Here is a 20,153-nt window from a genome sequence, read left to right as displayed (position 1 = left end):
GGAGTGGAGTGTGGCCGAGACAGCCAAGCAACCGGAGGCGCGCCTGCTCGTCATCGAGGACGAGCCGGACATCCTGGAACTGCTCTCCGCCAGCCTCCGCTTCTCCGGATTCGAGGTGATCGGGTTGTCCCGGGGAGCGAGCGCGATCGAGGCGGCGCTGCGGCACCGGCCCGATCTGATCATCCTGGACGTCATGCTGCCGGACGTCGACGGGTTCAAGGTGATCAAACGGCTGCGCTCCGGCGGCGACCGCACTCCGGTGCTGTTCCTGACCGCCCGCGACTCCGTCGACGACCGCATCACGGGGCTGACGCTCGGCGGCGACGACTACGTGAGCAAGCCGTTCAGCCTGGACGAGGTCGTCGCCAGGATCAGGGCGGTGCTCAGGCGCTTCCACACCGGCGCCACCGCGCCGCAGCCCCGCCTCGCCTTCGCCGACATCGAGCTCGACGACGACAGCCACCAGGTCTGGCGGGGCGGTGAGCCGGTCCAGCTGTCGCCGACCGAGTTCAACCTCCTGCGGTACTTCCTGCTCAACGTCGGCCGGGTGCTGTCCAAGGCACAGATCCTCGAGCACGTGTGGCACTACGACTTCCGCGGCGACGACGGCATCGTGGAGAAGTACGTCTCGGCGCTGCGCAGGAAGGTGGACTGCCGCGAGCCGCGGCTGATCCACACCCTGCGCGGCGTCGGGTACGTGCTCAGGCCGCCCCAGTGAGGAACACCCCGCTGCGGGTCAGGCTCGCCGTCGCCATGGCGCTGCTGGTCACCGTCGCGGCACTGGTGATCGGCGCGGTGAGCGTGCTGGTGGTCAGGAACGGGCTCCTCGACAGGGTCGACGACCAGATCAATCGCGTCACCGAGATCCTGCACAGGGACATGCGCGACGAACGTCCCTCACCCGGAGGCGAGCTGCGCGTCTACGTCCCGAGCGACGTGTCGGTGCTGCAGGTCGACGCCGGCGGCACGGTCGTCGCCCGCTCCAGGAACGCCGACCCGGGCTTCGAGGCGGCCCTGCCCGCGGAGGTTCCCGCGGGACTGTCCACCGTGGACCGCTGGCGGGTGCTGTCGGACGACGGCCTGCTCGTCGCCATGCCCCTCACCGAGGTCGAGGCGACCGTCGCCCAGATGGCGTGGGTCAACCTGGTCGTGGCCCTGACCGTGGTGATCATCGTGGCCGCCGCGGGCGTGATCGTCATCAGGCGGAGCCTGCGGCCGCTGCAGGAGATCGAGCGCACCGCCGCGGTGATCGCCGCGGGAAACCTGTCCCACCGCGTCGAGGGCGAGAACCCCCGCACCGAGGTCGGCCGGCTCGCCCGGGCGCTCAACGGCATGCTGGCGCAGATCGAGTCGGCCTTCCGCGCCCGCGCGGCCTCCGAGGCGTACATGCGGCGCTTCATCGCCGACGCGGGCCACGAACTGCGCACCCCGCTGACCGCCATCCGCGGCTTCGCCGAGCTGTTCCAGCGCCAGCGCGGCGCCGACGAACTGGTCGCGAGGATCGCCAAGGTCGGGGCCAGGATGAGCCTGCTGGTGGAGGACCTTCTCCTGCTGGCCGGACTCGACCAGCGCCGGCCGCTGCGCGGGGACCGGGTGGACCTGCTGGCCGTGGCCGCCGAGGCCGTCCAGGAGGCGTCGCTGCTCGCCCGGGACCGGAAGATCGACCTCGTCGTGAAGGGGGAGAACGCGCCGTTGGTGGCCGGGGACGAGTCGCGGCTGCGCCAGGTCCTCGGCAACCTGCTGAGCAACGCCCTGCGGCACACGCCACCGGGGACGGCGGTGGAGGTGCGGCTGCTGGAGGGACGGCTGGCCGGCGGGGACCCCGCGGTCGTGCTGGAGGTCGCCGACCAGGGACCGGGGCTCACCCCGGAGCAGGCCGAGAGGGTGTTCGAGCGGTTCTACCGCGCCGACCCGGCCCGCTCGCGCGACGAGGGCGGCACCGGGCTCGGGCTGGCGATCGTCGCCGCGCTCGCCGCGGCCCACGGCGGTGACGCGGCGGTCGAGACCGTCCCGGGCGCGGGCGCCACGTTCCGCGTCCGCCTCCCCGCCGCGGACTGACGTACGGCTCCCGCCGAGGACTGACGTACGGCTCCCGCCGAGGACTGACGTACGGCTCCCGCCGAGGACTGACGTACGGCTCCCGCCGCGACGGGGTCTCATCCGAAGGACGAGCCGCATTCTCATCACCGGGGCGGAAGACCGACGAATCCGGAGGTACCTACCGTGGCGCCCGTGGATGAGACAGGTGTGTACCGGCACGGGCCGACCCGGCGGCAGACGCTGGCGGCCGCGGCGCTCGGCCTGACGCTGACCGCCGCGGGGGCGCAACGGGCGGCGGCCGGCGCGGGCGAGCCGCCCAGGGAGCCGGCCCTGGTGCTGACCAAGTTCGCCGACCGGCTGCCGATCCCGCCGCTGATCAGGCCGCGGCCGCGCGGGGACCTGGGCGAACTGACGATCAGGCTGCGCGTGGCCGAGCATCGGCTGCACTCCGAACTGCCGCCCACCCGGCTGTGGACCTACGAGGGCGTCTTCCCCGGCCCGACCATCGAGGTGGAACGCGGCCAGCGCGTCAGGGTCACCTGGGCCAACCAGCTCGCCACCCCGATCCCGGTGGCCTCCGTCGCGGTGTCCGACGCGGGGCTGCCGCCCGACCGGCCGCCGGCGAACTACCCGGGCAGGGACGGCGTCGAGCCGATCGGCGAGGTCGCCGCGCTGCCCGCCTGGGCCGCGGTGCACCTGCACGGGGCCAGGACCGGCGGCGGCAACGACGGCTGGGCGGAGAACGCCGTCTACCCGGGTGACGTCCAGCTGTCGGAGTACCGCAACGACCAGCCCTCGGCCACCCTGTGGTACCACGACCACGCCATGCACCTGACCCGCTTCACCGTCTTCGCCGGGCTGGTGGGCATGTACCTCATCAGGGACAAGGAGGAGGCGGCGCTCCGGCTGCCGAAGGGCGCCCAGGAGATCCCGCTGGTGCTGTGCGACCGCAACTTCGACCTGGGCCGGGACGGCAAGCCCGACGGCAGGCTCCTGCACAAGGTCATCCTGGAACGCGAGGACCCGCCGACGTCCGGCTTCTTCCTGGGCCCCTACAACCTGGTCAACGGCGTCGTGTGGCCGTACCTGAACGTGGAGCCGCGCTGGTACCGCTTCCGGATCCTGAACGCCTCGAACGCGCGCACGTACCGGCTCATGGTGCTGGGCCAGGACGGCAAGCCGATCCCCGGGGCGCTGAAGGTGATCGGCTCGGACAGCGGCCTGCTGGGCGCGCCTGCGCCGGTCGAGGGCGCGCTCACCCTGTCGCCCGCCGAGCGCGCGGACGTGCTCGTGGACTTCACCGGGTTGCGCGGCCAGACGCTCAAGCTGGTCGACACCTATCCGGGCATCACGCCGGGCCTGCCCAACCCGCGCAACGGCATACCCGAGCCGGACATCATGCAGGTCAGGGTCGCCGATGCCACGCCGGGCGGGAAGTTCACGCCGCCCGCCGTACTCTCGCCGTCCTTCAAGCGCCTGACCCCCGCCGACGTGCCCGCCGCCCACGGGCACAGGTGGATCGTCATCCCGCCCTCGGCCACCTTCACCGACCAGCCGAACGACCTGGGCATGTGGGAGATGGCCGAGGTCGATCCCGCCACGGTGACGATCCCGGGCGCGGGGATCATCCAGGTGGAAGGGCCCGACGGCAAGGTCAGGACGCTCAAGCGGGTGGCGGGTGAGTACGCCGACCGCAGCGACTTCGTCATCGGCCGCGGCGGCTGGGAGACGTGGAGCTTCCTCGCGCTGGCGCGTCAGCCGCACCCGATGCACCTGCACATGGTGCGCTTCCAGGCGCTGAGCAGAGGCGTCTACGACCGCAGCGGCTGGAACGAGGAGCTTCGCGGCACCACCAAGCCGATCAGGTTCCTGCGCGAGGGCACGCTCGAAGGGCACGAGCAGGGCTGGAAGGACGTCATCAGGACGCAGGGCACCGAACTGGTCACCGTCGCCGGCCAGTTCGACCAGCTCGGCCGCTACGTCTACCACTGCCACATCCTCGAACACGAGATGCACATGATGCGGCCCTTCGTGGTGATGCCGCCCGAGGTGCTGAAACTCCACCCGCACGGCGGCCACGCGGGAACGCACTGAGCGGCGGATCGTCAGCTTCTTCTCTGCCAGACGGGAAGGGCCCGGTCAGCTTCGGCCGCGAAGGTGAGGGCGGAGGTGATCGAAGATGAGACCGCAATGGTCCATGATCCTGGTCTGCGCCGCCGTCCTGCCGCTCGCGGCCTGCGCCGCCGGTGCGCCGTCGGCCGCGCCCGTGAGCGGTGCGAAGACGCCGGCCGTATCCGCGAGCTCGGGCGCGCCGTCGGCGTCGTCGACCAGCCGCACCGAGGACACCCTGGGCGAGTGGATGACCTGCATGCGGCAGAACGGCGTCCCGGTGGAGGACCCGAGGGACAGCGGCCGGCTCAGCGCCGCCGACACCGGGGTCAGCCAGCAGACGCTGGAGAAGGCCCAGGAGGCGTGCAGGCAGTACGTCCAGCCCGCGACCGGTGACCGGCCGAACGCGAACGACCCGAGCGTGATGGACAAGTACCTGGCCTTCGCCACGTGCATGCGCGACAACGGCGTCGACATGCCCGATCCCAAGGCGGGCCCCAACGGCGAGATCGAGATGAAGCCGAAGACGGCCACCGATTCGCCCCAGTACACGCAGGCGCACCATGCCTGCCAGAGCAAGCTCCCCGGCGGTGGCGAGGGCAGTCCCGGCGGCGGGGCGCGGTGAGCAGGCGGACATGGGTCGCGTTCGCGGCCGTGGCGCTCCTGCTCGGCGCCGGAATCGTGACCGCGGTCCTGGTCACGCCCGGGGGCGGCGCCGCGTCCGGAGGCGGCGCGGTCACGCCGGCTCCGGCCACGGCCGCGGTCGAGCGCGGCGACCTGGTCGACAGCCTGACCGTCAGCGGCACGCTGGGATACGGGCCGGAGAGCCTCGTGGTGAACTCCGCGAGCGGCACGCTCACCGCCTCGCCTGCCGAGGGTTCGCTCGTCCGGCGCGGCGGCGAGCTCTACGAGGTGGATCGCGACCCCGTGATCCTGATGTACGGGCCGAAGCCGATGCACCGCACCCTCGAGCTGGGGGTGGGCGACGGCGCCGACGTGCGCCACCTGGAGAAGAACCTGCGCGCGCTCGGCCACGACCTGACCGTGGACGACCACTTCAGCGTGGCCACCCAGGCGGCGGTACGGGCCTGGCAGGCGGACGCCGGCCTGCCGGTGACCGGTTCGGTGAGCAAGGCCCAGGTCGTGGTCCTGCCCGGCGCCGTGCGCGTCCAGGCTGCGCGGGTCCCGGCCGGGGCACCGGTACGGCCCGGCCAGAGCGTGCTGGCCGTCACCGGTGTGCGGCGGCTGGTGAGCGTCGAGCTCGACGCCGAGCGGCAGAGCCTGGCCGCCAAGGGCGAGCCGGTGCGGGTCAAGCTGCCGGGCGGCGCGGAACTGGCCGGGAAGGTCGGCCAGGTCGGCGCCGTGGCCAAGAAGTCGGGCGACGAGGTGACCGTGGACGTGCGGATCTCGCTGGACGACGCCGGAGACGCCGGTGCGCTGGACCAGGTGCCGGTCAGCGTCGAGCTGCAGAGCGAGGTGCGCCGCGGCGTGCTCTCCGTGCCGATCGAGGCGTTGCTGGCGCTGCGGGAGGGCGGCTACGGAGTGGAGGTGGTCGAGGGCTCGGCCGCGCGGGTGGTGCCGGTCACCGCGGGCATCTTCGCGGGCGGCCGGGTCGAGGTGTCCGGCGGCGGCCTCGCCGCGGGCATGCAGGTGGAGGTGCCCGCCCCGTGACCGCCCCCATCGTTCACCTCGAGAACGTGGTGAAGACCTACAACGGCGTGGTGGCCGCCCTGCGCGGCGTCGACCTGGACATCTTCCCCGGAGAGCTGATGGCGATCGTCGGGCCCTCGGGATCGGGCAAATCAACGCTCCTGCACCTGATGGGCGCGCTGGACCGGCCCACCTCGGGCCGCGTCGTCGTCGCGGGCCACGACGTCGTGAACCTGAGGGACCGTGAGCTGTCGGGGCTGCGCGCCTCGCTGATCGGCTTCGTGTTCCAGCAGTTCCATCTGGCGGCAGGGGTGTCCGCGCTCGACAACGTGGCCGACGGCATGCTCTATGCGGGGGTGCCGCTGCCCGAGCGGCGGGAACGGGCCGCCCGGGCGCTGGAGAGGGTGGGCCTGGCCGCCCGCCTGACCCATCGGCCGCACCAGTTGTCGGGCGGCGAGCAGCAGCGCGTCGCCGTGGCCAGAGCCGTGGTGCGGGAACCGGCGATCCTGTATGCCGACGAGCCGACCGGCAACCTCGACAGCGTCTCGGGCGCCGAGGTGCTCGAGGTGCTCAGGGCGCTCAACGCCGACGGCACCACGATCGTCATCATCACGCACGAACCCACGGTGGCACGGGCCGCCGGCCGCCAGGTGGGCGTCCACGACGGCCGCATCGTCTCCGACGTCAGGAGCCGGTCGTGAGGGCGGCCCGGCTGAGCGTGCGTGACCTGGTCCGCGTCGGTTCGGCGGGCCTGCGGGTACGGCGGGCCAGGGCGGCGCTGGCCGCCCTGGGCATCTCCATCGGCATCGCCACCATGGTCGCGGTCGTGGGCATCTCCGCCTCCAGCCAGGCGGACCTGCTGCGGCAACTCGACGATCTCGGCACCAACATGCTGACCGTCAAGGCGGGCCAGACGCTCCAGGGCGAGGACGCCAAGCTGCCCGAGCTGTCGGTGACCATGGTGAGCAGGATCTCCGACGTCTACGCGGTGGCCGCCACCGGCGACGTGGAGGCCGGCGTCTACCGCACGGACCGGATCCCCGCCGGGGAGACCGCCGGGATCTCGGTCCGCGCCGCGACGCTCGGCCTGCTGGCGACCGTGCAGGGCAGGGTGCGCACGGGGTCCTGGTTCACGGCGGCGAGCGAGCGTTACCCGGTGGTGGTCCTGGGCGCCATCGCCGCGGGCAGGCTCGGCGTCACGGCCGCGGGCACCCAGGTCTGGCTGGGCGGGCGCTGGTTCACCGTCCTGGGCGTGCTGGATCCCGTTCCCCTGGCACCGGGCATCGACCGGGCGGCGCTGGTCGGCTGGACGTGCGCGGAGCGGGTGCTGGCCTTCGACGGCCATCCCACCACCGTCTACGAACGCTCCGCGCCGCAGGCCGTCGAGGCGGTCAGGAGCGTGCTGCCGCGGACGGTGAACCCGGAGAACCCGGAGGAGGTGAGCGTCAGCCGTCCCTCGGACGCGCTGGCCGCGCGCGCGGCCACGGCGGGCGCCTTCACCAACCTGCTCCTCGGGCTGGGCGCCGTCGCCCTGCTGGTCGGCGGCGTGGGCGTGGCCAACACCATGGTCGTGTCCGTCATGGAACGGCGCCGCGAAATCGGGCTGCGGCGGGCGCTCGGCGCCACCAGGGGGCACATCCGCGCCCAGTTCCTCACCGAGTCGCTGCTGCTGTCGGGCCTCGGCGGCACGGCAGGACTGGTGCTCGGCGCGCTGGTGACGCTCGGGTACGCGCTGAGGAACCAGGTGCCGGTCGTGGTGCCGCTCTGGGCGATCGGCGGCGGGCTGGCCGCGGTCGTCGTCATCGGCTCGCTCGCCGGGCTCTACCCGGCCGTCCGGGCGGCCAGGCTCTCCCCGACCGTGGCCCTGGCCGCCTGAGGCCCTCTCCCGGGAGGGGTGTCTCCTCCCGGGGGCGCGGCCGAGTTCTCATCACGGTGGTGGAAGACCGGGCCGAGCCGTCGCTCCTACCGTGTGCCGCATGGCATTCACCGAGGCAGATTTGAGACCCCTACTCCTGGCGGTGGGCCTGGCTCCCGGCCAGGAGGACTACTCGCTGACCTTCGACCAGCTGCAACTGGACTCGCTGGCCAGGGTCGAGCTCGCCACCCGTGTCGAGGACCGGTTCGGGATCGTCCTGGAGGTGGCGGCCGATCAGAGCCCCGCCGACGTGGCCGTGCTCGTCAACGCGGGCCTGGGCGAGGCCGCGTCATGATCGGCCACGTCGACAACGCCGTCGAGATCGAGGCGCCGATCGGCTTCGTCTGGGCGCAGGTCAACGACGTGCGCACCTGGCCGGCGCTCTTCACCGAGTACGCCAAGGTCGAGGTGCTGGAGGAGGAGGACGACTCGGTCGTCTTCTCGCTCACCATGCACCCCGACGAGCAGGGCAGGCAGTGGTCGTGGGTCTCGCGGCGCAGCTGGGACCGTGACACGTGGACGGTGCGGGCCCGCCGGATCGAGACGGGCCCCTTCGAGTTCATGAACATCACCTGGACCTTCGAGGAGGTCGCCGCCGACCGCACGCGCATGCGATGGGTGCAGGACTTCCACATGAAGCAGGACGCGCCCGCGGACACCGCGACGATGACCGAGCACATCAACCGCAACACCCGGGTGCAAATGAAGATCATCAAGGACCGGGTCGAGGGCCGCCGCCGGGCCGTGGTCGGGTTCGCGGACGTGCCGTCCAACACGCGGCGCGGCGGCGACGTGCGCACGCTGGTCTCCCCCGCCACGGTGGGGTCCTCCTCGGGCTTTCTCGGGGCCGTACGGCTGGCGCCCGGCGAGAAGGTCGCCGAGCACTACCACCCCTACTCCGAGGAGTACCTCTTCCTGGTCAGCGGCGAGCTGCGCGTGGACCTCGACGACGAGGCGGTCACGCTGATCGCCGAGCAGTCGCTGCTGGTGCCCAGGAACGTCCGGCACCGCCTGGTCAACGAGGGTGACGGCGAGGCGCTGGCGGTCTTCCAGCTCAGCCCGCTGGCTCCCCGCCCCGACCTGGGCCACGTCGACACCGAGGTGACCACGTGACGACCGGCGGGCGCCGCAGCGTGATCACCGGGATCGGCGTGCTCGCGCCCGGCGGCGGCGGACGCGAGGAGTTCTGGCAGCGCGTCACCGGCGGCAAGCCGGCGATCCGGCGGATCACGGCCTTCGACCCGGCCCCCTTCCGCTCCCAGATCGCCGCGGAATGCGACTTCGACCCCGCCCGCCACGGCCTGACCCCGCAGGAGATCAGGCGGCTGGACAGGTTCGTGCTCATGGCCCTGGCCTGCGCCGACGAGGCGTTCGCCGACAGCGGCCTGGACATGGCCGACCCCGAGCGGATGGGCGTCTCGCTCGGGACGGCGGTGGGCTCCACCATCCGGCTGGAGGAGGAGTACGTGGTCGCCAGCAACGGGGGCCGCGACTGGATGGTCGACGCCAGCCACGTCGCGCCCTTCCTCTACCACGCGCTGGTGCCGTCGAGCGCGGCCACCGAGCTGGCCGTGCGCTTCCACGCGCAGGGCCCTGCCGCGGTGATCTCCACCGGCTGCACCTCGGGCATCGACGCCGTGGGACACGCCCACGCGCTGATCCAGGACGGCGAGGCCGACGTCGTCATCGCCGGGGCCTCCGACGCGCCCATCTCCCCGATCACCGTGGCCTGCTTCGACGCGATCAAGGCGACCAGCCCGCACAACGAGGACCCCGAGCGGGCCTCGCGCCCCTTCGACGCCGACCGGCAGGGCTTCGTCCTCGGCGAGGGCGCGGCGGTGATGATCGTGGAGGAGCTCGAGCACGCGCTGGCCCGTGACGCGCGGGTGTACTGCGAGATCACCGGTTTCGCGGCCAGGGCCAACGCCTTCCACATGACCGGTTTGCGCGCCGACGGCTTCGAACTGGGAGAGGCGATCATGGACGCGATGGACCAGGCCAGGCTGCCGCCGGAATCCCTCGGCTACATCAGCGCCCACGGCTCCGGCACCAAGCAGAACGACCGGCACGAGACCGCCGCCTACAAGCGGGCGCTGGGCCTGGCCGCCTACGGCATCCCGGTCAGCTCCATCAAGTCCGTCATCGGCCACTCGCTCGGCGCCATCGGCTCGATCGAGACGGCGGCGTGCGCGCTGGCCATCGAACGCGCCGTGGTCCCGCCCACGGCCAACCTGACCACCCGCGATCCGGAGTGCGACCTCGACTACACGCCGATCACGGCCCGCGAGGTGACCGTGCACCACGCGCTGTCGGCGGGCAGCGGGTTCGGCGGCTTCCAGTCCGCGATGGTCCTGTCCCGCCTGGACGCGACGTGAGCCATCGGGCGGTGATCACCGGGATCGGCGTCGTGGCCCCGACCGGGCTGGGCGTGCGCGCGCACTGGGAGAACGGGTTGGCCGGCCGCTCCGGCATCAGGCCGCTGGCCGGCGGCGCCGAGTTGCCGGTGAAGGTGGCCGGCCAGGTGGCGGCCTTCGACGAGAGCGAGCACGTCGAGCACCGCCTCGTGGTCCAGACCGACAGGTGGACCTGGATGGCGCTGGCCGCCACCGAGCTGGCGCTGGCCGACGCGCGGCTCGACCCGCTGCAGGAGTTCCCGTTCCACCTGTCGGTGATCACCTCGAGCTCCTCGGGCGGCAACGCCTTCGGCCAGCGGGAGATCGAGGCGCTGTACCGCTCGGGGCCGCGAGCGGTCAGCGCCTATCAGTCGATCGGCTGGTTCTACGCCGCGAGCAGCGGCCAGATCTCGATCCGCCACCGGGTGAAGGGGGCCTGCGGCGTGATCGTGTCCGAAGGGGCCGGGGGCATCGACGCGCTCGCCCAGGCCGCCAGGCTCATCCGGCGCGGCGGCCAGGCGGTGATCGCCGGTGGCACCGAGGCGCCGCTCTCGCCGTACGCGATCGTCTGCCAGGCCGGGCAGCCCACGCTCAGCGGCGAGCACGACCCCGCCCGCGCCTACCGGCCGTTCGCGCCCGACGCCGGGGGCTTCGTCCCGGGGGAGGGCGGCGCCATGCTGGTGGTCGAGGAATGGCACCGCGCCCACATGCGCCCCGCCGCCACCGTGTACGCCGAGATCGCCGGCACGGCCGCCACCCACGACGCGCGTCACCACACCGCGCCGCCGGCGGACGGCCGGCAGCTCGCCCGCGCCGCCCGTGAGGCGCTGGCCAGAGCGGGGTGCGGCGCCGGCGACGTGGACGCGGTCTTCGCCGACGGCGCGGGCGACCCGGCCGGCGACGGCGCGGAGGCCGCGGCCCTCGCCGAGGTGTTCGCCGGCAGGAGCGTGCCGGTCACCGTACCCAAGACCATGACCGGCAGGCTCAGCTCCGGCGGCGCCGCGCTCGACGTGGCCTGGGCCGCGCTCGCGCTCCATCACGGCGTGCTGCCGCCCACCGTGAACGTGCCGGCCGCGCCCAAGGGCCTGGACCTGGTCACCGAACCCCGGCGGCTGCCCGGCATGCGGACGGTCCTGGTGCTGGCCCGCGGCGCGGGCGGCTTCAACGCCGCCGCGGTGCTGCGCGCCCCTGACCGCAGGGCGCGGCCCTGAGTCACATTCTCCGGTCAGGCAGGCGTCAGTGCGGCGGCAGGCAGAAGCCGGAGAGTGTCCCCATGAGCCACGCGAGGGAGGCTTCATGTCCAGCGACGATCGTGACCGCGACAGCGGCATCGTCTACACCTTCTACCCGGACCGGGGCGTATGGCAGGCCGGCCGGCCGGAACCTGAACCGCCTCCGGGGCGGCGATCACGCGCGTCCGCGGTCCTCGTGATCGCGGGCCTCGTCATGGGGGCGGCGCTGGCCGGCGGCGTGCTGCGGGACCAGCAGTGGAAGGACGTCCCGCGGACGATGACGCTGTCCACGCGCCTGGCGGGCGCGCCCTCCAGCCCGGACGACGCGGGACGGCCGGACCTCGTCTCGGTCATCGTCGCCGAACGCGTCGCCGGGTCGGGGGTCGTCTACGACTCCGGGGGGCTCGTGCTGACCACCACGCAGGTGGTCAAGGACGCCTCGGGGGAGGTGACGATCAGGCTCGGCGACGGCACCACCACCGCCGCCCGCGTGGTCGCCACGGACGCGACCTCGGGCATCGTGGTGCTCAGACCCGCCGCCCCCGAGGTGTGCTGATGGCGGTCGTTCCGGTGCGGCCTTCAGTTTCACCGCGAAGCCGCTCTCGGGCCTTGAAGGTACGGCGAAGCCAGCGTAACGCCACCCGCCGACGTGGGCCGGCGCAGGTCGGCGGGGTCGCTTCTCACGTCGGACGGGCTGAGCGCCGTCACGGCCCTTTGTCAGCCTGCCGAGGCGCCCCACCCGGATGCCCGGCAACCGGGCTTGGGGTGCCTAAGGAGCGTTGGGTGGTTTGGGCGGTGGTCGTGCGGAGGGCGGGTAGGTATCGGGTGTGGGGTACCTGTTCGCGGATCGGGCCGAGGCGGGGGAGTTGCTTGCCGAGCGGCTGTTGTTCGCCCGGGATCCGGTGGTGCTCGCGTTGCCCCGTGGCGGTGTGGCCGTGGGGGAGCCGGTGGCCCGAAGGCTGGGCGGGGGGCTGGACGTGCTGGTGACCCGGAAGATCGGGTATCCGCCTGCCCCGGAGCTCGGGGTGGGGGCGATCGCCGAGGGCGGGGAGCCCGTCTTCGACCTCGAGTTGCTGCGCAAGCTGGGGATGACGGCGGAGTCGGTGGCGTGGGTCGTGGAGCGGGAGCGGGCGGAGCTGGCCCGCAGGGTCGCCGTCTACCGGGGGGAGCGTGCGCTGCCGGATCTCACCGGGCGCGAGGTGATCGTGGTCGACGACGGCCTGGCGACCGGGGGGACGGCGCGGGCGGCGTTGCGGGTGGTGGCGGGCCGGGAGCCGGGCAGGGTGACGCTGGCCGTACCGGTGGGGGCGCGGGAGACGGTCAGGGCGCTGCGGGCGGAGGCCGACGAGGTGGTGGTGCTGGCCACTCCGGTGGATTTCCGGGCGGTGGGCCAGTGGTACGAGCGCTTCGGGCAGTTGAGTGACGCGGATGTGCTGCGGTTGCTCGGGCGTTGAGTCATGCCTGGTTCCGAGGTGGGCTCAAGGGCTCATGGGCCGGTCATGGCCATGCAGGCCCAGACGAACTTGTTGGGGCCGGGGGGCGTGATCCAGCCCCAGGCTCTGGTCAGGCCCTCGACCAGCGCCAGGCCGCGGCCGAACTCGGCGAAGACGCCGGGGGCGGCGGGCACGGGCGCGGTCCGGCTGTAGTCGCTGACCACGCAGGCCAGGTCGCCTGCGTGGGCCAGGAGGCGGAGGTGCAGGGCGCCGCCGCCGTGGCGCATGGCGTTGGTGACGAGCTCGGAGACCACGAGCTGGGCGTCGAAGGAGATCTCCGGTGCGTGCCATTCCCGAAGGGTGCGTTCGACGAAACGGCGTGCCACGGCCACGGACGCGGGCTCGAAGGCGCTGAGCTCGTGGAAATGGTAAAGCGCTTCACGTCCCCCGGGGCGCCCGCCGAGCAGTACGGCGGCCAGCCACGGAGGTGGCACGGGGCCCGTGGCGGCTCGCGGGCGCGCGTCGAACGTCGTCATCATGCCCCCGATCTGGTGATCCATTGCCCATCTTTACCGGGTGCGCTTACAGATGCAAGACTTTTCGTGTTTTACGGATGCAATCCGCAAATGCACGTGCAGATGATCTGTGAGGGTATGTCAGATCCGTGGGACACTGGGTGCGGTCGAGAATCGGGGGCCCTGAGTGAGTGCGCAGTGGAACCTCCTGTCCCAGGGGCAGGGGACTCCAACGGTGCTGCGCATCCTTCTCGGCACTCAGCTGCGCAACCTGCGTACCGCCAAGGGCATCAGCCGCGAGGACGCCGGTTACGCCATCCGCGCGTCCCACGCCAAGATCTCCCGGCTGGAGCTCGGCCAGGTCAGTTTCAAGCAGCGCGACGTGGCGGACCTGCTCACGCTGTACGGCGTGACCGACGAGGCCGAGCGGGCGCCGCTGCTGGAGCTGGCCAAGCAGGCCAACGCCCCGGGCTGGTGGCACAAGTACGCCGACCTGCTGCCCTCCTGGTTCGAGGTCTACATCGGGCTGGAGGGCGCCGCCTCGATCATCCGCACGTACGAGAACCAGTTCGTGCCCGGCCTGCTCCAGGTCCCCGCCTATGCCCGGGCGGTCATCATGCTCGCCCACGACCAGGACGACCAGGAGGGGATCGACCGGCGGGTGAGCCTGCGCACCGCCCGGCAGCGGCGCCTGGACACCGATCCGCGGCTGACGTTGTGGGCGGTGATCGACGAGGCGGTGCTGCGCCGTACCCTCGGTGGGCCGGAGGTGATGCGGGCGCAGGTCGAGCACCTGCTGGAGGTCACCGCGCAGACGAACGTCACCCTGCAGGTGATGCCGTTCGACCGGGGCGGTCACGCGGCGGCCGGCGGGCCGTTCAGCATCCTGCGCTTCCCCGAGCGCGAGCTGCCCGACGTGGTGTACATGGAGCAGCTGACCAGCGCCCTCTATCTCGACAAGCCGCCGGAGACCGAGCACTACGTGAAGGTCATGGACCGGCTCAGCGTCCAGGCGGACTCGCCGTCGGCGACCAGGCGGTTCCTGGAGAGCCTCCGGTGAGGTGTGATCCTCGCCATACCCGTCATTTTGGTCATCCCGTATATAGAAATCAGCACGCTCCCGTATTGTGCGGCATGCACGTGCATCTGAAAGCACGCCAAGGAGTGTCCATGCCCGAGTTCCGCAACGGAACGTCCGCGAGTAACCTGCCTGTCCGATGGCGCAAGAGCCGGCGCAGCAACCCCAGTGGGAACTGCGTGGAGGTGGCGGCCCTGCCGACCGGTGAGATCGCCATGCGCAACTCCCGTTTCCCCGATGATCCCGCGCTGATCTACACACAGGCGGAAATCGCCGCCTTCGTGCTCGGTGCGAAGGATGGGGAGTTCGACGATCTTATCGCCTGATATTAGGCGAGTCATGACATAACGCTTTCGGTCACTTACTTACAGTGACTTTATGGACGCGCTGGATCTGGCACGGTGGCAGTTCGGTGTCACCACGGTGTACCACTTCCTGTTCGTGCCGATCACCATAGGCATGTCACTGCTGGTGGCGATCTTGCACACCGCGTGGGTACGCACCGGCAAGGGCTCGTACCTGCGGGCCACCAAGTTCTTCGGGAAGCTCTTCCTGATCAACTTCGCCATGGGCGTGGTGACCGGGATCGTGCAGGAGTTCCAGTTCGGCATGAACTGGAGCTCCTACTCCCGCTTCGTCGGTGACATCTTCGGCGCGCCGCTGGCCATCGAGGCGCTGCTGGCGTTCTTCCTGGAGTCCACCTTCCTCGGACTGTGGATCTTCGGCTGGGACCGGCTGCCCAAGAAGCTCCACCTGGCCTGCATCTGGCTGGTCGCGATCGGGACCGTGATGTCGGCCTACTTCATCCTGGCCGCCAACTCGTTCATGCAGTGGCCGGTCGGCTACAAGCCGGCCGGCGGCCGCGCGGAGCTGACCGACTTCGGCGCGGTCCTCACCAACAAGGTCGTGCTGGCCACGTTCCCGCACACGATTTTCGCCGCCTGGCTGTCGGGCGGCGTGGTCCTGCTGGCCGTCTCCGCCTGGCACCTGGCCAGGAAGCGTGACGTGGACGTCTTCCGCCCCACGCTCAAGCTCGGCCTGTGGACCACCCTGATCGCGTTCGTGCTGGTCTTCTTCTCCGGCGACACGCTCGGCAAGATCATGACCCAGACGCAGCCGATGAAGATGGCCGCCGCCGAGGCACTCTACGAGACCGCCCAGCCCGCCCCCTTCTCGCTGTTCACGATCGGCACGCTCGACGGCAAGACGCCCCTGTACCAGCTCGAGATCCCCGGCGCGCTGTCGTACCTGGCCACCGGCTCCTTCGACGGCGAGGTCAAGGGCATCAACGACCTTCAGGCCCAGTACGAGCGGGAGTTCGGCCCCGGCGACTACCGCCCCTACATCCCGATCACCTACTGGGGCTTCCGCCTGATGATCGGCTGCGGCGGCCTGGCCGCCCTCATCGCGCTCGTCCTGCTCTGGCTGACGAGAAAGGGCCGCCTGCCGGAGCCGCGCTGGCTGTGGCGGGTGGCCGCCTGGTCGGTGGTGCTGCCGGTCCTGGCGCACAGCTTCGGCTGGATCTTCACCGAAATGGGCCGCCAGCCGTGGCTCGTCTTCACCCGGATGAAGACCGCGGCGGGGGTCTCGCCCGCGGTCGGCGCGGGGACCGTCCTCACCTCGCTGATCGTCTTCACGCTCCTGTACGGCGCGCTGGCCGTGGTCGAGCTGAGCCTCATGATCAAGTACGGCAGGCAGCCCCCGCCACCTCTGAAGGACGAACCGGACGACGACGGCAAACTGGCCTTCGCCTACTGAGGAGTGCCCCATGACGCTGAACGACGTCTGGTTCGCGGCCATCGCCGTGCTGTGGGTCGGCTACTTCGTCCTGGAGGGCTTCGACTTCGGCGTCGGCATGCTGCTGCCCGTCCTGGCCAAGGACGGGACCGAACGGCGCGTGATGATCAACACGATCGGGCCGGTCTGGGACGGCAACGAGGTGTGGCTGCTGACCGCCGGGGGCGCGACGTTCGCCGCCTTCCCCGAGTGGTACGCGAGCCTGTTCAGCGGCTTCTACCTGCCGCTGCTCATCATCCTGGTGGCGCTCATCCTGCGCGGGGTGGCCTTCGAGTACCGGGCCAAGCGGGACTCGGCGCGCTGGAAGGCGAACTGGGACCGCTGCATCGTGTTCGGCTCGGTCGTGCCGGCGCTGCTGTGGGGCGTGGCGTTCGCCAACATCGTGCGCGGGGTGAAGCTGGACGCCCGGCACGAGTACGCCGGGACGTTCTGGGACCTGCTCAACCCGTATGCGCTGCTCGGCGGGCTGGTGACGCTGACGTTGTTCCTCACCCACGGCGCGATCTTCCTGTCGCTGAAGACGACGGGGGAGATCCGGGGCCGGGCCAGGGCGGTGGCCTCCCGCGTGGGCGTGCTGGCCGCGGCGCTGGCCGTGCTGTTCCTGGGCTGGACGCAGTTCCAGGGCGGGAGCTGGGTGACCGCGGTGCCGGCCGTGGCAGCCGCGCTGGCGTTTCTGGCCGGGCTCGGCGCGATCGCCAGGGGACGCGAGGGCTGGGCGTTCACGCTGTCGGCGGTGGCCATCGGCGTGGCGGTGATCAGCTTGTTCGCGGTGCTCTACCCGGACGTCCTGCCCTCGACGCTCGATCCGGCCAACAGCCTGACGGTGACGAACGCCGCCGCCACGCCGAAGACGCTCGGCATCATGACCTGGGTCGCGGTGATCTTCCTGCCGCTGGTGCTGCTCTACCAGAGCTGGACGTACTGGGTGTTCCGCCGCAGGATCGGCGTCCGTGACATTCCTGCTTGATCAGGCAGTTGTCCCGACCGGGTTCGCGGGAGCGCGCAAGGCGGGCGCGCTCCGCTCATCGGAACAACTGCGTGATCACGCGGGAACTTGTGGTGCCGGTGGTGAAGTCAGGCGGCGGAGATGCCGGCGCTGGCCGCGCGGCGCATGCGACGGCGGCGCTCGCTGGCCCGCTCGTCCTCGTTGAGACCGCCCCACGTGCCGTACTTCTCCGGACGGGACAGCGCGTAGTCGAGGCACTCGTTGCGGACGGGGCAGCCGCCGCAGATCGCCTTGGCCTTCCGCTCGCGTACGTCACGCTCGGGCTGCCGCTCCCCATCGGGGCCGAAGAAGAGCACGAGGTCCTCACCCCGGCACGCGGCATCATCCTGCCATCCCCAGCTGGGGCGCGGGCGGGCGAGCTGCCGACGTACCTGAGACATGAGAAAACCACCTTCGTGAGAGGTATTTCAGTAATTGAGCCGCATTGGACGCTTTCGGCGTCACTGTTCCAACGCAAGGGTTGGCCGTGATGTTCCCGTGATCAGGTAAGGGCGGGCGTGGCGTACCGCACAGGCGTGAGCCTGTCCAGCGAGACCAGCCGGTAGGTGGTGATCGTCTCGGCGCAAGCCGTACCACACGGTGTTTGGAACACCGATGGCTCAACCACAACCTGGAACCGGACGTCTCCGACGCGCACAATGGCTTCGGTGACGTCGCCGTCCGACCTGGCGGATTCCACGGCCACTCCGCCTAGGCGGCACTCTCCCGTATGGGCTCGGGCGAAGTGCTCCACGGCTTGCAGTGGCTCAGGGATGCCTGCGCGTCCCCGGAAACGGTCGAGAATCACCTCGCCGGACCGGTACGCGTTCGCTGCTGCGAGCGCAGCAGCCTGAGACATGCTGCCGTAGAAAATTCCGTGTGGCAAGCACACGAGGTTGGCGGCGTAGCGATCGCCGCCAACGTGTGACGTTTCCCACACTCTGTCCGGCAAAAAATCTGCCAGGCCGCGAGCGAGGGGTAGTCCAATGCGGGCGCAGCACGCATTGCGCTTGGCGTGCGTGCAGACCAGAAATACCGGCTCGTCTTCAAGTATGCAGGACTCCGGGACCACTCCGGCCACCAGAGCGTCGAGGTCAAGATCGTCGGGACCTGCGACGACTCCCCTGGCCAGCCAGGGTTTGTCGCCGATCGCGTACCCGAGTAGCACACGGATCCCCTGGTCCTGCGGCCGGGTCCGCCTTCCGGGGCGGCGGATCAGCTGGGGCCGGATCCCTCTGTCAAGGGCCCGGCGGACAAGTTCCGAGATTTTTTCCGGAAGGGTGCCGTCGTCGATGTGCGAGGGCCATGGGCCGGAGTGCTCGATGAGCAGCCAGAGTCGCGCGCCCACGGTCGCGCTGGCGAAGGTGGGCACGCCGCCGGTGTGGCACCCCGCTGGATGATCACAACCCCTGGCCACGTTTCGTCCTCCCCGACAGCGATTTAGGTAAGACTAACCTAACGCGGTTGCGGGAGTGATCGCGGGGGCAGACACGCCGAAGAAAAGGATCTCCATACCCAGAAATCTGAGGCGTCAACCCCTCAGCACGTCACGGGCCATCGGCAGCGCCGCCTCGCGATCCGCGGCCACCAGCCCGATGCGCGTGCGGCGGTCCAGGAGGTCGCTCTCGTCGAGCGCCCCCTCGTGCTCCACCGCGAAGCGCAGCTCGCCCTTGGTGACGCCCGGACCGGCCGGCTCCGGCTCGGCCTTCGCATAGGCGTGTACGGCCCGGCCGGCGAGCGGCAGGGCCGCGGTCAGGCACGGCCCGGCGGCCAGCCCCGCCAGCCGTACCGCGTGATCGACGGCGTCCTGCGCCATGCGGCGGTAGGTCGTGAGCTTGCCCCCGACCACCGTGATGAACCCGCCCGAGTCGAGCACGGCGTGCCGGCGCGACAGGTCGGCGGTCCGTCCTTCCGCGGCCAGCAGCGGCCTGAGGCCCGCGTAGGCGCCCGCGACCGCGTCACGGGTCACCGGAACGTCCAGAACCGAGTTCAGCACCGCCAGCAACGTCCTGATGTCCGCCTCCGGAGCCTCGGGCACGTCCGGGATCGGGCCGTCCACCGGCTCGTCGGTGAGGCCGACGTAGACGCGGCCGTCGTGCTGGGGGAGGACCAGGGCGAACCTGTTGCTCTCCCCGGGAATCGGGACGTGCAGCCCGGCCCGGAGCCCGGGAAGCTCCTCGGCGCGGAAGACCAGGTGGGTGCCGCGCGAGGGGCGCAGCGTGACCTCGGGGTTCAGGTGCCCCGCCCAGACGCCGGCCGCGTTGATCACCACGCGGGCCCGGATCGAGAACTCCTGGCCGCTCAGCTCGTCGCGGACCCGCGCGCCGGTCGCCGACAGCTCCAGGGCCCGGCACCGGGTCAGGATCCGCGCGCCGTGGGCCGCCGCCGTACGGGCTATGGCCACCACGAGACGGGCGTCGTCCTCCAGCCGCCCGTCCCACGACAGCAGCGCGCCCCGCAGGCCGGCCCCGCGCAGCACCGGCGCGGCCTCGAGCGTCCGGGCGGCCGTCAGCCGCGACGGGCCGGGCAGCAGGCGGCGCGGCGTCCGCGCGGCGGCCCGCAGCCCGTCGCCCAGCCGGTAGCCGGTCATGACCAGCGCCGCCTGCCGCCGGGAGACCGCCGGGGTCAGCGGCAGCAGGTACGGATGCGCCCTGACCAGGTGCGGCGCGGTCCTGGTGAGCAGGATGCCGCGCTCGACGGCGCTCTCGCGGGCCACGCCGACCTGCCCCTTGGCCAGGTAGCGCAGGCCGCCGTGGATCATCTTCGAGCTCCACCGCGAGGTGCCGAACGCCAGGTCGTGGGCGTCGATCGCGGCCACGGACAGGCCGCGCGAGGCGGCGTCCAGCGCGGTGCCAGCACCGGTCGCGCCCAGGCCGACGACCAGGACGTCCACGGTCTCCTCCGCGCTCCTGACCAGCTCGGCGGCCCGGCGGGCGGCGTTCAGCGACGAACCGGACAGGGGACCAGGCGTCGGCCCAGACATCGGACCAGGCGTCGGACCAGGCG

21 protein-coding genes are annotated in these 20,153 nt (G+C 71.5%); 17 read left to right on the top strand and 4 right to left on the bottom strand.

Features of this window, described 5'->3' with window-relative positions; translation table 11 throughout:
- The first annotated feature begins 10 nt into the window (after window positions 1–10).
- The 13 genes from FVE25_RS09120 (at window position 11) to FVE25_RS09065 (ending at window position 12,793) form a co-directional block, all read left to right on the top strand.
- Complete coding sequence (locus FVE25_RS09120; RefSeq protein ID WP_157245976.1) at window positions 11–718, top strand: response regulator transcription factor; 708 nt, start codon at window positions 11–13, stop codon at window positions 716–718.
- Window positions 715–2,058, top strand: coding sequence for a sensor histidine kinase (locus FVE25_RS09115; protein WP_246266822.1), 1,344 nt, complete (start codon window positions 715–717; stop codon window positions 2,056–2,058). Before FVE25_RS09120 ends, FVE25_RS09115 begins: the two co-directional genes overlap by 4 nt.
- Window positions 2,059–2,232: 174 nt before the next feature.
- Window positions 2,233–4,134, top strand: a complete 1,902-nt coding sequence (locus tag FVE25_RS09110; RefSeq protein WP_219825400.1) for a multicopper oxidase family protein — start codon at window positions 2,233–2,235, stop codon at window positions 4,132–4,134.
- 85 nt (window positions 4,135–4,219) lie between these two features.
- Window positions 4,220–4,774 carry a hypothetical protein gene (locus tag FVE25_RS09105; protein WP_157245975.1) on the top strand — a complete coding sequence of 185 codons (555 nt, stop codon included), beginning with the start codon at window positions 4,220–4,222 and terminating at the stop codon, window positions 4,772–4,774.
- On the top strand, window positions 4,771–5,820 hold the full coding sequence (locus FVE25_RS54340) for a peptidoglycan-binding protein (protein ID WP_246266820.1): 1,050 nt from the start codon (window positions 4,771–4,773) through the stop codon (window positions 5,818–5,820). Before FVE25_RS09105 ends, FVE25_RS54340 begins: the two co-directional genes overlap by 4 nt.
- On the top strand, window positions 5,817–6,500 hold the full coding sequence (locus FVE25_RS54335) for an ABC transporter ATP-binding protein (RefSeq protein WP_246266819.1): 684 nt from the start codon (window positions 5,817–5,819) through the stop codon (window positions 6,498–6,500). The genes FVE25_RS54340 and FVE25_RS54335 overlap by 4 nt, the downstream gene beginning before the upstream one ends.
- Window positions 6,497–7,675 (top strand): ABC transporter permease, encoded by a 1,179-nt coding sequence (locus tag FVE25_RS09095; protein ID WP_157245974.1) that lies wholly within the window; start codon window positions 6,497–6,499, stop codon window positions 7,673–7,675. Before FVE25_RS54335 ends, FVE25_RS09095 begins: the two co-directional genes overlap by 4 nt.
- A 100-nt stretch (window positions 7,676–7,775) precedes the next feature.
- Window positions 7,776–8,009: a phosphopantetheine-binding protein gene (locus tag FVE25_RS09090; protein ID WP_157245973.1), complete on the top strand. Its 234-nt coding sequence runs from the start codon at window positions 7,776–7,778 to the stop codon at window positions 8,007–8,009.
- Entirely contained in the window at window positions 8,006–8,827 is an 822-nt protein-coding gene (locus tag FVE25_RS56210) for a cupin domain-containing protein (protein WP_157245972.1), read from the top strand. Before FVE25_RS09090 ends, FVE25_RS56210 begins: the two co-directional genes overlap by 4 nt.
- The gene (locus tag FVE25_RS09080; RefSeq protein WP_246266817.1) at window positions 8,824–10,089 is read left to right on the top strand and encodes a beta-ketoacyl-[acyl-carrier-protein] synthase family protein; all 1,266 of its coding nucleotides are present in this window, start codon (window positions 8,824–8,826) and stop codon (window positions 10,087–10,089) included. Before FVE25_RS56210 ends, FVE25_RS09080 begins: the two co-directional genes overlap by 4 nt.
- Complete coding sequence (locus FVE25_RS09075) at window positions 10,086–11,318, top strand: beta-ketoacyl synthase N-terminal-like domain-containing protein (RefSeq protein ID WP_157245971.1); 1,233 nt, start codon at window positions 10,086–10,088, stop codon at window positions 11,316–11,318. The genes FVE25_RS09080 and FVE25_RS09075 overlap by 4 nt, the downstream gene beginning before the upstream one ends.
- 85 nt (window positions 11,319–11,403) lie before the next feature.
- Window positions 11,404–11,895: a trypsin-like peptidase domain-containing protein gene (locus FVE25_RS09070; RefSeq protein WP_157245970.1), complete on the top strand. Its 492-nt coding sequence runs from the start codon at window positions 11,404–11,406 to the stop codon at window positions 11,893–11,895.
- A 271-nt stretch (window positions 11,896–12,166) separates the two neighbouring features.
- A complete protein-coding gene (locus FVE25_RS09065) occupies window positions 12,167–12,793 on the top strand; it encodes a phosphoribosyltransferase (protein WP_246266815.1) in 627 nt (208 codons plus the stop codon).
- Window positions 12,794–12,825: 32 nt separating this feature from the next.
- On the opposite strand, the gene FVE25_RS09060 is transcribed toward FVE25_RS09065, so the two are convergent.
- On the bottom strand, window positions 12,826–13,332 hold the full coding sequence (locus tag FVE25_RS09060; RefSeq protein ID WP_157245969.1) for an ATP-binding protein: 507 nt from the start codon (window positions 13,330–13,332) through the stop codon (window positions 12,826–12,828).
- A 190-nt stretch (window positions 13,333–13,522) separates the two neighbouring features.
- Here FVE25_RS09060 and FVE25_RS09055 point away from each other — a divergent pair, with 190 nt between their 5' ends.
- The 4 genes from FVE25_RS09055 to cydB all read left to right on the top strand — a co-directional run bounded on the left by FVE25_RS09055 (window position 13,523) and on the right by cydB (window position 17,129).
- Entirely contained in the window at window positions 13,523–14,347 is an 825-nt protein-coding gene (locus FVE25_RS09055) for a helix-turn-helix domain-containing protein (RefSeq protein ID WP_181019510.1), read from the top strand.
- Window positions 14,348–14,457: 110 nt separating this feature from the next.
- The gene (locus FVE25_RS09050) at window positions 14,458–14,691 is read left to right on the top strand and encodes a DUF397 domain-containing protein (RefSeq protein WP_157245967.1); all 234 of its coding nucleotides are present in this window, start codon (window positions 14,458–14,460) and stop codon (window positions 14,689–14,691) included.
- A 52-nt stretch (window positions 14,692–14,743) separates the two neighbouring features.
- Entirely contained in the window at window positions 14,744–16,123 is a 1,380-nt protein-coding gene (locus tag FVE25_RS09045; RefSeq protein WP_157245966.1) for a cytochrome ubiquinol oxidase subunit I, read from the top strand.
- A 10-nt stretch (window positions 16,124–16,133) separates the two neighbouring features.
- Entirely contained in the window at window positions 16,134–17,129 is a 996-nt protein-coding gene (gene cydB, locus FVE25_RS09040) for a cytochrome d ubiquinol oxidase subunit II (protein WP_157245965.1), read from the top strand.
- A 107-nt stretch (window positions 17,130–17,236) separates the two neighbouring features.
- Here cydB and FVE25_RS09035 read toward each other — a convergent pair whose 3' ends face one another.
- From FVE25_RS09035 to FVE25_RS09025, 3 genes are all read right to left on the bottom strand, one after another.
- Window positions 17,237–17,548 carry a WhiB family transcriptional regulator gene (locus FVE25_RS09035; protein ID WP_157245964.1) on the bottom strand — a complete coding sequence of 104 codons (312 nt, stop codon included), beginning with the start codon at window positions 17,546–17,548 and terminating at the stop codon, window positions 17,237–17,239.
- Between the two features lie 101 nt (window positions 17,549–17,649).
- Window positions 17,650–18,519: a sucrase ferredoxin gene (locus FVE25_RS09030; protein ID WP_246266813.1), complete on the bottom strand. Its 870-nt coding sequence runs from the start codon at window positions 18,517–18,519 to the stop codon at window positions 17,650–17,652.
- Window positions 18,520–18,678: 159 nt separating this feature from the next.
- The gene (locus FVE25_RS09025; RefSeq protein ID WP_157245962.1) at window positions 18,679–20,130 is read right to left on the bottom strand and encodes a glycerol-3-phosphate dehydrogenase/oxidase; all 1,452 of its coding nucleotides are present in this window, start codon (window positions 20,128–20,130) and stop codon (window positions 18,679–18,681) included.
- Between the last annotated feature and the right edge of the window lie 23 nt (window positions 20,131–20,153).

The organism is Nonomuraea typhae (assembly GCF_009760925.1).
Taxonomy (GTDB): domain Bacteria; phylum Actinomycetota; class Actinomycetes; order Streptosporangiales; family Streptosporangiaceae; genus Nonomuraea; species Nonomuraea typhae.
Note: the sequence above shows the minus strand (reverse complement) of the source record. Positions and strands in the feature narration are given on the sequence as shown.